We start from the raw sequence: 14,775 nt of genomic DNA, 5'->3' as shown, positions 1-14,775 counted from the left end.
GCGCTGCTTTATACTCAGCGCCCTTTGCTAATTATGGGTGCGCGGATGCCTGCTTCCGAGTCGTTGCCATCTTCCTCTTCCCCACGCTTTGATAGCGGCGATACGCCACCCGGTGCTGATGGTGCTGGGCCGGGGCATCCTCGACCGCTCAGGCGTGAGTTTAAGGCACGGGGAAGTTTTGTCAGGCGCTGCGAGGGGTGCAACCTGCCAGAGCTAAACTGTCTATGTCCTTATCAGGTCAAAGCAGAAAGTGATGCTCAGGTGTGGCTGTTAACCCACCCACTGGAGCATTACAAGCCGACCAATACCGGACGCTTGATTGGTGATGTGCTGGCGCAGACCAGAGTATTTAGCTGGTATCGTACTGCGCCAGATGTGCAACTGGCTGCACTGCTTGAAGACCCCCGTTATGCGCCCTTTGTGATTTTCCCCGATGACCAGCCTGACTACGCAGACCGGGTCGTGGATATTGGCGCTGTACATGCGGCTAAACGGCAGCCACGCATCCCTGTTTTTGTCGTTCTTGATGGCACCTGGCGTCAGGCGAGGCGAATGTTTCGTAAAAGCCCCTATCTTGATACGTTGCCCGTGTTGCCTCTGCGCACCGAGCGGGAGACACGCTATCGTCTACGTAAACCTGCTTCCAAGGCCCATCTGTGTACGGCTGAGGTGGCGATTGAGCTGCTGCGCCAAAGTGGTGACGAAGCGGCGGCGGGTGCACTGGATGACTACTTTGATGTATTCAACGACAGCTACGCCGCTAGCCGTTTTTACCATAAAATTGATGAGATCACCCCCGCCATGCAGCGGTTGCTAGACCGGCAAGGGGTTGATTAGCGCTGTAGGGCGTTTGGCAGCCAACGTACTACCACCTTGCGTACCCAGTACCAGCGGTTAATCAGCAGAGCGGTAAAGATCAGCCCGCAGCCGGTCAGCTGTAGCGGGGCCATGGTTTCGCCAAACCACCAGGCGGCGAGTAGCGCCGTCCAGACCGCTTCCAGCATTAAAATGACCGCCGCATGACTTGGCGTGGTCATGCCTTGGGCTTTGATCTGTAGAAAGAAACGCAGTGAACTGGCAAACAGGACGCTGGCCATGAACCAGCCCAGTATAGAAGTGCTCAGCGCCAGCGGCTGATGCTCAAAAAGCAGCGACAGACAAGTGAGCACGCTGCCTACGGAGATGAGTTGCAGCGTCGTCAGCGGCAGGGCGGGCATGTTGCGTACTACACGGGTATTGACATTAATCAGTACCGCGAAACAGAGTGCTGAACACACCATGAAGAGTTGGCTTGCTTCCAGCCTGAAACCCGCATTGAGGGAGAGTAAGGCAAAGCCGAATAGCGCGACAGGCAGCGCTACCCATGTGGTGCGTGGAGGACGGTCACCAAACAGCAGTCGGGCTACGATGGGTACCAGCAGGATGCCCAGGCTATGGATAAATGCGCTTTCTCCCAGGTGAGTGGAGTACTGAAGCCCTAATATCCAGAAGGCAATAGCGGCGCTAAACAGAAACCCTACCAATACGCCCCGCCGTATACGGCGGGCCGGTAAGCGGCGCAGGGTGGGCCAGGCAAACCCCAGCAGGATGATGCCTGCCAGCAGGAAACGGGTGCCGATAAACAGTAACGGCGGCATGCCTGCCAGCGCTTCTTTAGAGAAGATCCATCCGCCTGCAGCCACCACTGTTACCAGCAGCAGTAACGCATCGGCTTGCCAGGGCGCTTGCTTGATGGTGCTCACGCAGCTCCGCTACCCAACAGAGCGCCTGCAATTCTAAAGCCAGCCACCCAGGTTCCGATGGCTGATCCCAGCGTTGCCAGGATAAATACCAGTAGCGTACGGGATACACGATTTTTCCACCACCCCTTAAGCTTGGTGACGTCGTGACGCAACGTAGCAAAGTCGCGCACTTTAGGCTTGCGCATATAGAGCTCTACGCCAGCGGCCACAAAACCTGCGCCAATTGTGGGGTTAAGAGAGGTCAGTGGTGCAGCAAAGAACGTTGCCACTACCGTAAGGGGATGCGCCAGCGCCACAATGGTTGCACCACCGGACAAAACGCCGTTGATCAGGAACCACTCAATAACCAGTTGCCAACCAAGTTCGGTATTGCGTGAGAAACCAATGGCAAAACCAGTGAGCACCAGTATCGTAATCAACCAGGGGGCGGCTTTCCATAGTTTGGAGGGCGGCGGAGTTTCCTCAAGGGACTCCCGCTCAGGCGTAGGGTTTTCGGGCAGAGGAGCTTCCAGGTATTCGCTGGTGCCTTTCAAATGTCCGGCTCCCAACACTACCAATACGTTTTTGTAGCGCCCAGGTGGTGCCTCTTCAGCAAGGCGAAGTGCCATATAGTGGTCGCGCTCGCGGATGAGCGGGGTATACAGTGCTTCCGATTCGGCGGCAAACTCACTGAAGGTGGCTTCCAGAATATCGCCTTCCTTAAGCTTTTCGATCTCCTCTTTAGAGACATCCTGACGCGATAACACGCTGCCAATCAGTCCTGAAAAAAGTGAAAAGCGTTGCCACCAGGGAATATTGCGGTAAATACGCTTCAGGGTAATGCCCACATCACGGTCTACCAGCAGTAGTGGCAGTTCCCTGTTATGGCACTCTTCTACTGCTGCGCGCATTTCGGCGCCCGGTTGTATGCCCGACTGCTCGGCGATGCGTTGCTGAAACGCACCCAGCGCCAGACTGGCCGCTACCATGCCTGCTTTGCCCTGTTTGAAGACCTGAAAAAGATCCTGTTCGCCCATGGCATCAGGATTCGCCATACTATGATGGCGTGCATCGCACAGCTCGATAGCCACCGCATCAAAAGTGCCGCTGTCAATTAGGTTGCGAACATCATCAGCACTTTCGGCGGAAACGTGGGCGGTACCCAGCAGGGTATAACGCGTTTCACCAACGGTAATGGTTTTTAATGGGCCGCTGGTGGTTGGCAGCGCATCAGGCGCAGAAGCCAGCGGTAAACGTTCGTCATGGGTCATTAATGTTACTCAGCTAATAAAAAATAGAACGTGAATGCGTAGATGCCGGATCAGCGTCGCCAGAATGCAGGCGTAAATAGCACCAGGACCGTGAAAATTTCCAGGCGGCCAAGCAGCATGGCCACTACCAGAATCCATTTGGCAAGGCCTGGCATATCGCCATAGTGGTGACTGGCCTCCCCTAAAGCAGGCCCCAGGTTATTCAGCGCAGAACCAACAGCTGACCATGCAGTGATCTGGTCAACGCCCGTTGCCATTACGCCTACCAGCATCAAAAAGAACAACATGACGTAGGCGGAGAAAAACCCCCAGACGGCTTGAGCAATACTATCGGGCACGCTGACCTTCCCCACTTTTACCGCAATCACCGCATTAGGGTGGATTAGGCGCATAACCTCGCGCATACCTTGCTTCAATATCAAAATAATGCGGATGACTTTCATGCCCCCCGCCGTGGAGCCGGAACACCCCCCGACAAATGCCGCTACAAAAAGGAGAAAAGGCAGTGCCCCGGGCCAGCCAGAGAAATCGGCAACTGCAAACCCGGAGGTGGTTGCTACAGAAACGGCTTCAAATAATCCGTATCTAAGACCCTCAAGTGTCTCGTAGGTGCCGGTTAACCACAATGTGATTACCGTCACCGTGGTGAGTGCGGTCAGAAACAGCATTAAAAAGCGGGCTTCAGGATCTTGAAAGTAATGCAGCAGGCGTTTTTCGCGCCACGCAATGAAATGCAGGCTGAAACTGAATGCTGAAATCAGCATAAAGCTTATGCAAATCAATTCAATGGTGGTGTTATCAAAGTAGCCTATGCTGGCATCGTGGGTTGAAAAACCACCCAGCGCTATGGTTGAAAAGCTATGGCCAAGGGCATCAAACCAGTCCATGCCTGCCAGCATGTAGGCAACCATACAGCCAAAGGTTAAGGTGGCGTAGATATACCAGAGCGCTTTGGCGGTTTCGGTAATGCGCGGGGTAAGCTTCGAATCTTTCAGCGGCCCTGGAATCTCGGTGCGGTAAAGCGCCATGCCCCCGACGCCAAGGGTAGGCAGAATCGCGACTGCCAACACCACAATCCCCATGCCCCCCAGCCACTGGAGCTGTTGGCGGTAGTAGCGTATGGATTCCGGGAAAAAGTCGATGCCTGTAATCACCGTGGCGCCAGTGGTGGTCAGGCCTGAAAAGGATTCAAACACAGCATCGGTAATATTGAGCGACCCTTCTCCGAACAGCATAAGCGGGAGAGAGCCGAACAGTGCCAGTACGGTCCAGAACATGGTCGCGATAATGAAGCCATCGCGTATACGCAGTTCCTTGTGGGCTTTACGGTTGGGGAGGTAGAGCACAAGCCCGGTTACCACGGTGATCACAATGCCGCTCATAAAGGCATGCCAAATGCCATCGCGAAACCATAGCGACATCAGCATGGGGGGCAGCATAGTGAGGCTAAACAGCATCAGTAGCAGCCCTAAAATGCGTAAAATGATCCTCAGACTCATGTCCGTGACAAGCCCCTAGAAGAACGTTAAGCCAACCTGGAACAGACGCTCCACGTCGCGGATTCGCCGCTTGTCGATCACAAACAGAATAACGTGATCCCCGCTTTCGACCACCACATCTCCACGGGCAATGAGGACTTCCTTACCCCGTACAATAGCGCCAATGGTGGTGCCTTCTGGCAGGTCGATGTTACGAATGGTGCGGCCAACCACTTTGGAAGAGTGCTTATCGCCATGGGCAATGGCTTCAATGGCTTCCGCTGCTCCACGGCGTAGCGAGTGAACATTGACGATATCGCCACGCCGCACGTGGGTAAGCAGGCTGCCAATGGTGGCCTGCTGGGGAGAGATGGCAATATCGATCTCGCCACCCTGCACCAAATCCACGTAGGCGGCATTATTGATCAGCGTCAGCACTTTCTTGGCCCCTAACCGCTTGGCCAGCAGCGATGACATGATATTGACCTCATCATCGTTGGTCAGGGCGCAGAAAATGTCGCAATCCTCAATATTTTCCTCTTCCAGCAGCCGTTTGCTGGTGGCACTGCCGTGCAGCACCACCGTCCGGTCCAGCCGCTCTGAGAGGGTGGTGCAGCGCTCCAGGTTATGCTCAATGATCTTCACCTGGTGGCTATGTTCCAGATGTTCTGCCAGCCGTTCGCCGATATTCCCACCGCCAGCAATCACCACACGACGGAAATCCCTCTCCACGCGGCGCAGTTCGCTCATCACCGCACGGATATCGCGCCGGGCAGCCAGGAAGAATACTTCGTCATCGGCTTCAATGACGGTGTCACCGCGGGGGATAATAGGGCGGTTACGGCGGTAAATGGCAGCTACCCGAGTGTCTACATTGGGCATGTGCTTGCCCAAAAAAGCCAGATCCTGGCCTACCAGTGGGCCGCCATAAAAGGCTTTGACGGCTACCAGTTGTACGAGGCCACCGGCAAACTCCAGCACCTGTAGTGCACCAGGGTGTTCGATCAGGCGGCGTACATGGTCGGTCACCACCTGCTCGGGGCTGATAAGCACATCAATGGGAATGGCTTCGTGGGCAAACAGTCCTTTGCGGGTGAGATAGGCCGTTGCACGTACCCGGGCTATCTTGGTAGGGGTACGAAACAGCGTATGCGCCACCTGACAGGCAATCATATTGATTTCGTCGGTGTTGGTGACGGCGATCAGCATATCCGCATCTGCGCAGCCCGCCTGGCGCAGTACGATGGGGTAAGAGCCTGCACCGGTTACGGTGCGAATATCCAGCTTGGTGTGCAGTTCGCGCAATTTAGTGGCGTCGGTATCCACGACGGTAATATCATTTTCCTCGCGGGCGAGGTGCTCCGCCAGGGTACCACCGACCTGGCCGGCGCCAAGAATGATGATTTTCATTGCTAAGCATCGGTTCCGTTGTAAGCGCCAGCGCGTTCTGCCACTGGAGGCGTGAAGGGCGCATTGCAATAAAGACGGCGGCCAGTGTAAACCAGCCGCCGCCGAAAAGCAGGCCGTCGGGCTTATTCCAGCGTAAAGCCGACTTTGACGGTGACCTGCCAATGGGCCACACGGCCATCTTCGATATGGCCGCGGGTATCGGTTACTTCCAGCCAGCGCATATGCTGAATGGTTTCAGAGGCTTTGGCGAGCGCGTTCTGCACGGCTTCCTCAATACCCTTCTCGGAAGACCCGGTGATTTCTATATGCTTGTAGGTGTGATGACTCATGGTTTCTCCATCCTTGTCATGAATTCACTGCTTGCGGTTAAGCAGTACGCTTCTCTAGTCTGGCATAAAAAAAGCCATCGTGACTGTTCTGTTCAGGAAACAGCTGGCGCCCCTTGCCGCTGGGTATTCCCCAGGCGATGTCGCCTGGGGTGGTGGTGATGGCGTCTGGGGTACGGGCTAAAAATGCCTCAATCTGTTCGGCATTCTCTTCCGGCAGCACAGAGCAAGTGGCATATAGCAGTGTGCCGCCTGTGCGGAGCAACGGCCAAAGGTTATCCAATAGTTGGCGCTGCAGTTTCGCCAGTTGGCGGATATCATCTTTGCGGCGTAGTTTTTTGATATCAGGATGGCGGCGGATGACGCCGGTTCCTGAGCATGGGGCATCCAGCAAAATGGCATCAAAGGGGGTGCCACTCCACCAGTCGCGCTGGGTGGCGTCAGCGTGCTGTAACTCAGCTGCCAGCCCCAGTCGGTTGAGTGTATCATCGACCCGGGCCAGGCGCTGGTTATCACTATCAAGCGCGGTAAGAGCAATATCGAACTGCTCTAATAGATGCGCCGTCTTACCGCCTGGTGCACAGCAGGCATCCAGTACATGCGCACCGGGACGCGGCGCGAGAGCAGGGCCTAACAGGACCGCGGATAGCTGGGCTGCTTCATCCTGAACACTGACGTCACCTTCATCAAAACCAGGTAGCGAAGTGACATCACAGGGAGCGTCCAGAGTGATACCGTCAGGGGAGTGCAGGCACAAACGGCCGTTTAAGCCTTTTTCCGTTAACTGACCAAGGTAGGCTTCGCGATCGTTATGGCGCTGGTTAACCCTGAGTGTCATGGGGCCTGGCTGGTTATTGGCCTCTATAAGCGTTCTCCACTGCTCAGGCCATTCAGCGCGCAGAGTGTTGAGCAGCCATGGTGGGTGCTCAAGCGCCACATGTTCGTCGCGGTCTACCTCAGCTTGCAGGGTTTCGGATTCACGCTGTAAACGGCGCAGGCATCCATTCAGCACTCTGGTGGCCCACTCTTTGCCCAGCAGCCGCGCAGCTCCCGCGGTTTCGCCTACCGCCGCATGGGCAGGAATACGCATGTAAAGCAGTTGATAAATACCTACGAGCAGGAGCGCTTGAATATCGCTGTCACGCTTTTTAAAAGGTTGTTTAAGCAGCGTATTGGCCAGCGCTTCCAGGCGCGGCAAACGCCTGCAGGTACCATAGCAGAGCTCTTTTAACAGTCCACGATCCCTGGCTACCACACTATGTTCATCCAACCCAGCCAACGACCCTTGATCGGTCAAAACGGGTACCAGCGCTCGGGCTGCGGCAGCACGAACCTCTTGGCCGTTGCCACCTTGGGGTGGGCGTTTCTGGCTCATGCACTCGCTCCTTGGGCAGGTATGGCGTGCCCGAGTTGGGTGCCGGTCGTCAGTCGGGGTTGGTGAGCGTTTAACAGCTCTCGTACGGCCATGGCTTTACCACCGGGTAACTGGGCACGGCTGACACACAGCACTTCACGACCTTCGGTACCACAGGCTATCCGCAAGTGACCATCGCCATGGGGCAGCAGAGTGCCGGGCGGCGAGGATGGCTGCTCACCGGGCTCCACGCTGGCCATTAGCAGTCGAAGGCGGTCATCGCCCAGCGCACACCACGCCACGGGCCAGGGATTAAACGCACGGATTTTACGGGCAATCTGCTCTGCTGGCTGATGAAAGTCGAGCTCTGCTTCCGCTTTGCTCAGTTTGGCCGCGTAGGTAACGCCTTCTTGTGGTTGGGGCTGGGCGTTGAGGTGGCCACTATCCAGGTCATCCAGAACGTTCACCAAGGCGTTGGCCCCTTGAATGGCGAGCCGGTCATGTAGCTCACCTCCCGTGGTGCGCGAAGTGATGGGGGTACGTACTTCATACAGCATGGCGCCAGTATCCAGGCCAGCATCCATCTGCATAATAGTGACACCCGAGGACGTATCACCAGCCTCAATAGCGCGCTGGATGGGAGCCGCTCCCCGCCAGCGTGGCAGCAGGGAGGCATGGACATTGATGCACCCCAGGCGTGGCGTATCTAACACCGCTTGGGGAAGCAGCAAGCCATACGCCACGACCACCATCACATCCGCATCCAGTGCTGCCAGCGTTGCCTGGGCGTCAGCCTCTTTCAAGCTGACAGGCTGATAAACAGACAATCCATGCTCAAGTGCGAGCTGTTTGACTGGGCTGGGGGTGAGTTTGCGCCCTCGGCCAGCTGGCCGGTCAGGCTGGGTGTAAACCGCAACTACCTGATGTTGGCTTTCCAACACGGCAGCCAGGCTTGAAGCGGCAAAATCGGGGGTGCCAGCAAATACAACGCGCAACTGTGACATGTGGGTGGCTACCTAACATTGAATGGGATAAGCGAAAGAGCAGTGCATCGAACGTTAAAGGCCGAGAGGCAAAGCCGCCTGGCACCGGGGCGAACATCCGTGCTTTGGCAGCCTGACAGCTCGGCCAGCTGTGACGCCCACAGTGATGCGTTAAGCGTCCTGCATCAGTTTGTGACGCTTTTGCATCTTTTTCATTATCCGGTCGCGTTTAAGCGGCGATAAGTAGTCGACAAACAGCACGCCTTCCAGGTGGTCGTATTCATGCTGAATACAGTGGGCCAGCAAACCCTCGGCCTCAAGCTCATAGGGCTCGCCGTTACGGTCAAGCGCATTGAGTTTTACTTTGAGATAGCGCGGTACTTCGGCATAGTATTCAGGTATCGACAGGCAGCCTTCAGAAAGTGGCTCTTTTTCATCCCCCATTGGCTCGTAGCGGGGGTTGATAAGCACTAGCGGCTGGGAGTTGTCGTCGCTGACATCCATTACCACCACGCGGCGATGAACATCGACCTGTGTGGCTGCAAGGCCAATGCCGCGGGCGTCGTACATGGTCTCCAACATATCGTCGACAAGCTGGCGGACCTCATCGTCAACGGTTTCCACCAGTACCGCCTTGGTACGCAGGCGCGCATCGGGGAATTCGAGAATGGGAAGTTTGGCCATGGCGTTACAATCACCGTTATGCTGAGTCTTTAGATGAGCAGGCCCCATACGAGCTGTGTCGGCGGGCCTAAGTACTTTACTATTATCCACTATATCATGCTGTCGGTGTTCCTGGGCACGTGCTACCCCATGCGGACCGTGTTCAGCTTATGCCAATGACAACTGCCTGGGGAGAATAGGATGGTGGCTAAAAAGCCCTTCTATTATAGCGCTATCATCACACTGTTACTGTGTATTGCCTTACTGTGTAGCCCTGCAATGAGCTGGGATCGTTTTCGCAGTGACGCTCCAGAACGCTATGCAGTGGCTCGTGGTGATACGCTATGGGACATTGCCGCACGATTTCTGAATTCACCATGGCAGTGGCCTGATCTCTGGCAGGCGAACCCTCAAATTCGCAATCCACATCTTATTTACCCTGGCGATATTCTGGTGTTGGATAATTGCCAGGGAACACCCTGTCTATCGCTGGAGCGGGGCCAGGGAGTGGTGAAGCTTTCACCCCAGATGCGTACGGTTCCCCGGCGCGAAGCGGTTGCTCCGCTGCCTATGGAAGTGGTGAGCGCGTTTTTGCGTGAGCATCGGGTACTGGACGAAGGGGCTACTCTGAACGAGTTAGCCTATGTCGTAGGGGGGGATAATCAGCGACTGATCAGCGGGGCGGGTGACACACTCTATGTGCGTGGTGAGCTGCCCGCCAGAACGCGCCTGGGTATCTATCGCCAGAGTGATCCTTATGAGGCAATCGATGGCACGCCGCTGGGTATGGAGCTAATTAATATTGGTGAGGCCCGTTACTTGAGTAGTGAGGGGGATATTGCCCGGGTGGAAGTGCTAAGTGCCCACCAGGAGGTACGCAATAACGATATCCTGTTACCGCTGGAAGAGCGTGAGCAGGCAGAGACCTTTCAGCCACGCGCGCCCTTGAATGACGTAGCAGGGCATATTATTGCGGTGCCGGGCGGTGTGCGCTTTATTGGTCGATTACAGGTCGTTGCATTAGATCTGGGGGCTCAGGACGGGATTCAGCCTGGGCACGTACTACGCGTTGACCAACAGGGTGAACGGGTCCATGACCCTCGCTCCCAGGAGCTGATCCAGTTACCCGCAACAGAAGCGGGGCTGGTGATGGTCTTTAAACCCTATGATCAGGTCAGTTATGCGTTGGTGATGCAGGCAACCAATATGCTTGCCGTAGGGGATGTGGTTCGCACACCGAGCCAATAAAATGCCATCTGGCCTGGATGAACACTCGGCAGGTAAAAAATCGGTCGATAAAAGAGCACAGAGGGGACAAGTATGGACGCCAGGGAGTGGCTGGTAGTTAATGCCCTACCCAATATAGGCCCGCACCGCATTGCACAGCTGGTAGCCCAGGAGTTGCACTGGCCCCAGGGTTGGCTAATGGCACTGCCCAGCAGTGCTGCTGCGGCTTTACGGTTATGGCTTGAACATCCTGCGCGCAGCCCGCTTCAGCGGTTGGTAGCTGATACCCAAGCATGGTTGCAGGGAGGGCCAAACCGCCATCTACTGCATCGTGACCACCCTGCATGGCCTGCGTTGCTTAACCAGTTGCCAGACCCGCCGGCAGTGTTATGGGCTCAAGGAGATTTATGCGCTTTAGAAGGCCCCAGGATGTCCATCGTGGGGACCCGCAGGCCCACCTCCGAAGGTAGTGGTAATGCCCATGCTTTCGCCCAAGAACTTGCCCGGCGAGGTTGGTGTATTGTGAGCGGTATGGCGCTGGGGGTTGACGGTGTGGCCCAGCATGCGGCACTAACGGCAGGCGGTAGCTCAATTGCTGTATTAGGGTGCGGCGTTGATATTATCTATCCTGCCCGCCACCGTGATCTGTATGAGCAGCTCAGTACAGCAGCGGGCGGCCTGTTGCTTTCTGAACACCCACCGGGAACCGTTGCACGCCCAGCGTTTTTCCCACGTCGTAACCGTATTGTGACCGGCCTCTCGTTAGGAACGTTAGTGGTAGAGGCTACCGAGAAAAGCGGTTCGCTGGTCAGTGCTCGTCTGGCACTGGAGCAGGGGCGTGAACTGTTTGCACTGCCAGGGTCGTTGCATAATGTTCAGGCGCGAGGTTGCCTGCACCTGCTTCGCAATGGCGCGACGCTGGTACGCCATGTGGATGATATGTTGGCAGAGCTACAGCATTGGGCAAGTGAGTTTTTACCCCGTGAGACAAGCAATCCGCAGGCCCCCGAAGAAGAGCACCCACTACCCGATGCGTTATTGGCATCGTTGGGAGTGCGACCGACACCGATTGATGTGCTGGTTCAAACGACCGGGGTAGCCGTTGGCGAGTGTCAGCAGCGGTTATTGATGCTGGAGCTCGAGGGGTATGTGGCGCAGCAGGCTGGTGGGTGGGTACGTCTAACGCGACCATGATAGGATGCCGTGACACTATTTTCATTGGCTTGTGGCATGCCATGATTTTCCACAAGGAGCGTCTATGACACCGGCTGAACTCAACGCGGCTGTCAATGCACTGCGTGCGGGTGGCGTGATTGCATGCCCAACAGAAGCCGTCTGGGGGCTAAGCTGCGATCCGGATAATGATGAAGCTCTGGCACACTTGATGCGCATGAAAATGCGTGACCCTGCCAAGGGCGTCATCCTGGTCGCCGCCAGTATTCATCAGTTTCAGCCCTGGTTACATCAACTGCCACTTGCACTTCATGCGCCGTTGGCAGCCAGCTGGCCAGGGCCCAATACCTGGCTGGTGCCCGATAATGGCCGCAGCCATGGGCTGGTGCGTGGCGCCCATCAATGCGTTGCGCTGCGGGTAACCGATCACCCTGTGATGAAGGCATTATGCGAAGCGTTTGGTGGGCCACTGGTATCCACCTCCGCTAATCGCGCAGGAGAGCCGCCTGCTATGAGTGGTCATGAAGTCTCCACCCTGTTTGGTGATGAACTTGCCTATGTGGTTGAGGGCGCTCTTGGTGGTAATGCCAAACCCAGCAGCATCCGTGATTTAGTCACGGGCAAGGTGGTGCGTTCATAACGTCACCTCGCTTGCTATTAACGATTAAGCTTCGCGGTACCTTGTTTACGATTCACCTTTAAACCCTCTGGAGTTAACGTGGCTCACGAGCACCTAGATGATGTCAAACACTACCTGTTAGACCTGCAGGATCGGCTGTGTAGCGGCCTTGCCGCTGCCGATGGTCGCGCCAGTTTTCAGGAGGATAGCTGGGAGCGTGAAGAGGGCGGTGGCGGTCGTTCTCGGGTGATAGAGCACGGCGCTGTATTTGAAAAAGGCGGTGTTAATTTTTCACATGTGTTCGGCGCCCAGCTCCCCCCCTCCGCGACAGCCGCACGGCCTGAGCTTGCCGGGCGCAGCTTTCATGCGGTGGGTGTGTCCTGGGTCATGCACCCGGAAAGCCCTCATGTGCCCACCAGCCATGGTAATGTACGTTTCTTTATTGCCGAAAAAGAGGGCGAATCGCCAGTATGGTGGTTCGGGGGCGGCTTTGATTTAACGCCCTACTACCCGGTGTTTGAAGATGTTGTCTATTGGCACACCGTTGCCCAGGCGGCGTGTACTCCCTTTGGCGATAACGTTTATTCCCGTTACAAAGCATGGTGCGATGAGTACTTTTACCTCAAGCATCGCGGTGAAACCCGTGGTGTGGGGGGGCTGTTTTTTGACGATTTAAACGAAGGCAGCTTTGGAGAGTGTTTCGCCTTTTTGCGTGCGGTGGGAGATAGCTTTCTTGACGCCTATCTGCCCATTGTAGAGCGACGTAAGGGGGATGCCTGGGGAGAGCGGGAGCGGGATTTTCAGCTATATCGGCGTGGTCGCTATGTCGAGTTCAATCTGGTGTGGGACCGGGGCACCCTGTTTGGCTTGCAAAGCGGCGGGCGTACGGAATCCATTTTAATGTCGTTGCCGCCGCTAGCTCGTTGGGAATATGCCTTTACACCGGAAGCGGGAAGCCCTGAGGCGCGCTTGAATGAATACCTGGTGCCACGGGACTGGTTGCATGAAGCTGATCAGCAAACGGGGGCTTAAGGAGTAGATATGACTGATCACTACTGTGTATTTGGCAATCCGGTTACACACTCCAAGTCACCGTTGATTCATGAAGAGTTTGCCCAGCAAACCCAGCAACCTATTCGCTATACCGCAACATTAGCCCCTATCGATGGTTTTGCCAGTGCATGGCGAGAGTTTGTTGCCAGTGGGGGGCGCGGTGCCAATGTAACCGTGCCATTCAAAGGTGATGCCTATGCGATTTGTGATACGTTGAGCCATCGTGCCAAGCGGGCTAAAGCAGTGAATACGCTGATTGTTGGTGGTAATGGCCGCACATACGGCGATACAACGGACGGTGTTGGTTTGGTCCGTGATCTTGCCTATCACCGTATTTCCCTCCAGGGCAAACGCCTGTTGGTGATTGGTGCGGGGGGAGCCGTGCGCAGTGTGCTGGAGCCGCTGCTTGCCGCGCAGCCCAGTGAAATCGTCGTGGTGAATCGTACTGCAGCTAAAGCCACCCAACTGGCCCAGGACTTTGCTGACCTGGGTAATATCGTTGGTGGCGCCTTTGACACACTGGAAGGGCAGTTTGATCTTGTGATCAATGGCACCAGCGCCAGCCTCGTCGGTGACCTGCCTCCTTTACCTGATGAGCTGTTTACAAAAGGTGCCTGGGCTTACGATATGATGTATGGGCCAGAACCTACCGTATTTCTGCAGTGGGCGGGGCCGCGAGGCGCCAAGCTGCTGGATGGCCTGGGTATGCTGGTGGAACAAGCCGCTGAGTCATTCTTCTTATGGCGGAATATACATCCTGAAACCGCTTCGGTGCGTACCTTGTTACGTCAGTCGCTAGAGCTGGCCTAGTGGTGTATTGTCGAGCGGCACCTTATTTATGTACACGCTGGTAGCCGCCATACCAGCCGTAGTGGGCCATAGGTGTGCCAGCTCAACGCTGGCTACTTCCCCGAACAGGCCTTCGTTTACGGAATCTCGCGCCGATAGAGTGAGTAGCCCGCCACGCGCCAGCGTTCGCCTGTGTTGGTATCGTAGTAGCCCCCTTGGGCACTACGGCCTTCATCCTCTATTCGCCAGCGGGCACCACCATCGTAGCTGACCGCAGTCACATCCTTACCCAGCAGGCTGCCTTCGTTCACCCCATCAAACAGCAAGCCCTCTTCCGGGGTGATATACAGGGCATAGCCCACCAGATCGCTATCGAATTCATGCAACTCGGTGAGTTGGTCACCACTCCAATGCCAAACAGAAGTAGGGTGCTCCACCAACTGCTCCTTGGGCATTAGCGTGATGGGCCGACCTTTGCGGGCCAGAATATACACCTCGCCGTGTTCGTTAGCGGCAATATCGTTCACGCCATAGTCGCCTACGGCTACCTCAAAGCGTGGCTCGGTTTCCCCCCAAGGCAACGAATAGATAACGCTTTCACCCCGGAACTGATCGAAGAAGGCCATGCGCAGTACGTTATCCTGCCCCAGGGCGACTAAGTCGAAGCGCTGACGTTCATTCTCGGGGTTACGAGCGCCTGTGGGAACG

Annotated in this window: 15 protein-coding genes; 6 read left to right on the top strand and 9 right to left on the bottom strand. The window is 56.0% G+C overall.

Annotated elements, in window-relative coordinates:
• Positions 1 to 45 precede the first annotated feature (45 nt).
• Complete coding sequence (locus HP566_RS05020) at positions 46 to 837, top strand: tRNA-uridine aminocarboxypropyltransferase (RefSeq protein WP_249976164.1); 792 nt, start codon at positions 46 to 48, stop codon at positions 835 to 837.
• Here HP566_RS05020 and HP566_RS05015 read toward each other — a convergent pair.
• The 8 genes from HP566_RS05015 to def form a co-directional block, all read right to left on the bottom strand.
• A complete protein-coding gene (locus HP566_RS05015; RefSeq protein ID WP_249976163.1) occupies positions 834 to 1,742 on the bottom strand; it encodes a DMT family transporter in 909 nt (302 codons plus the stop codon). The genes HP566_RS05020 and HP566_RS05015 overlap by 4 nt on opposite strands.
• Positions 1,739 to 2,992, bottom strand: coding sequence for a TraB/GumN family protein (locus HP566_RS05010; protein ID WP_249976162.1), 1,254 nt, complete (start codon positions 2,990 to 2,992; stop codon positions 1,739 to 1,741). The genes HP566_RS05015 and HP566_RS05010 overlap by 4 nt, the downstream gene beginning before the upstream one ends.
• A gap of 50 nt (positions 2,993 to 3,042) precedes the next feature.
• The gene (locus HP566_RS05005) at positions 3,043 to 4,491 is read right to left on the bottom strand and encodes a TrkH family potassium uptake protein (protein ID WP_249976161.1); all 1,449 of its coding nucleotides are present in this window, start codon (positions 4,489 to 4,491) and stop codon (positions 3,043 to 3,045) included.
• A 15-nt stretch (positions 4,492 to 4,506) separates the two neighbouring features.
• Positions 4,507 to 5,880: a Trk system potassium transporter TrkA gene (gene trkA, locus HP566_RS05000; RefSeq protein ID WP_249976160.1), complete on the bottom strand. Its 1,374-nt coding sequence runs from the start codon at positions 5,878 to 5,880 to the stop codon at positions 4,507 to 4,509.
• Positions 5,881 to 6,002: 122 nt separating this feature from the next.
• Positions 6,003 to 6,209 (bottom strand): dodecin, encoded by a 207-nt coding sequence (locus HP566_RS04995; protein WP_249976159.1) that lies wholly within the window; start codon positions 6,207 to 6,209, stop codon positions 6,003 to 6,005.
• A 37-nt stretch (positions 6,210 to 6,246) separates the two neighbouring features.
• On the bottom strand, positions 6,247 to 7,581 hold the full coding sequence (gene rsmB / locus HP566_RS04990; protein ID WP_249976158.1) for a 16S rRNA (cytosine(967)-C(5))-methyltransferase RsmB: 1,335 nt from the start codon (positions 7,579 to 7,581) through the stop codon (positions 6,247 to 6,249).
• Positions 7,578 to 8,564: a methionyl-tRNA formyltransferase gene (gene fmt, locus HP566_RS04985; RefSeq protein ID WP_249976157.1), complete on the bottom strand. Its 987-nt coding sequence runs from the start codon at positions 8,562 to 8,564 to the stop codon at positions 7,578 to 7,580. Before fmt ends, rsmB begins: the two co-directional genes overlap by 4 nt.
• A 150-nt stretch (positions 8,565 to 8,714) precedes the next feature.
• On the bottom strand, positions 8,715 to 9,227 hold the full coding sequence (def, locus tag HP566_RS04980) for a peptide deformylase (protein ID WP_249976156.1): 513 nt from the start codon (positions 9,225 to 9,227) through the stop codon (positions 8,715 to 8,717).
• A 180-nt stretch (positions 9,228 to 9,407) separates the two neighbouring features.
• Between def and HP566_RS04975 the strand changes: the two genes are divergently transcribed.
• The 5 genes from HP566_RS04975 to aroE all read left to right on the top strand — a co-directional run bounded on the left by HP566_RS04975 (position 9,408) and on the right by aroE (position 14,088).
• Positions 9,408 to 10,454, top strand: coding sequence for a LysM peptidoglycan-binding domain-containing protein (locus tag HP566_RS04975; protein ID WP_249976155.1), 1,047 nt, complete (start codon positions 9,408 to 9,410; stop codon positions 10,452 to 10,454).
• A 72-nt stretch (positions 10,455 to 10,526) separates the two neighbouring features.
• Positions 10,527 to 11,627, top strand: a complete 1,101-nt coding sequence (gene dprA, locus HP566_RS04970) for a DNA-processing protein DprA (RefSeq protein WP_249976154.1) — start codon at positions 10,527 to 10,529, stop codon at positions 11,625 to 11,627.
• A 64-nt stretch (positions 11,628 to 11,691) separates the two neighbouring features.
• Positions 11,692 to 12,246 (top strand): L-threonylcarbamoyladenylate synthase, encoded by a 555-nt coding sequence (locus tag HP566_RS04965; protein WP_249976153.1) that lies wholly within the window; start codon positions 11,692 to 11,694, stop codon positions 12,244 to 12,246.
• A gap of 78 nt (positions 12,247 to 12,324) precedes the next feature.
• Complete coding sequence (hemF, locus tag HP566_RS04960; RefSeq protein ID WP_249976152.1) at positions 12,325 to 13,257, top strand: oxygen-dependent coproporphyrinogen oxidase; 933 nt, start codon at positions 12,325 to 12,327, stop codon at positions 13,255 to 13,257.
• Positions 13,258 to 13,266: 9 nt separating this feature from the next.
• Positions 13,267 to 14,088 carry a shikimate dehydrogenase gene (aroE, locus tag HP566_RS04955; RefSeq protein WP_249976151.1) on the top strand — a complete coding sequence of 274 codons (822 nt, stop codon included), beginning with the start codon at positions 13,267 to 13,269 and terminating at the stop codon, positions 14,086 to 14,088.
• A gap of 116 nt (positions 14,089 to 14,204) precedes the next feature.
• Here aroE and HP566_RS04950 read toward each other — a convergent pair.
• The coding region (locus HP566_RS04950; protein WP_249976150.1) for a hypothetical protein at positions 14,205 to 14,775 on the bottom strand (571 nt) is incomplete at its 5' end.

Source organism: Vreelandella olivaria (genome assembly GCF_023507745.1).
Classification (GTDB): domain Bacteria; phylum Pseudomonadota; class Gammaproteobacteria; order Pseudomonadales; family Halomonadaceae; genus Vreelandella; species Vreelandella olivaria_A.
Note: the sequence above shows the minus strand (reverse complement) of the source record. Positions and strands in the feature narration are given on the sequence as shown.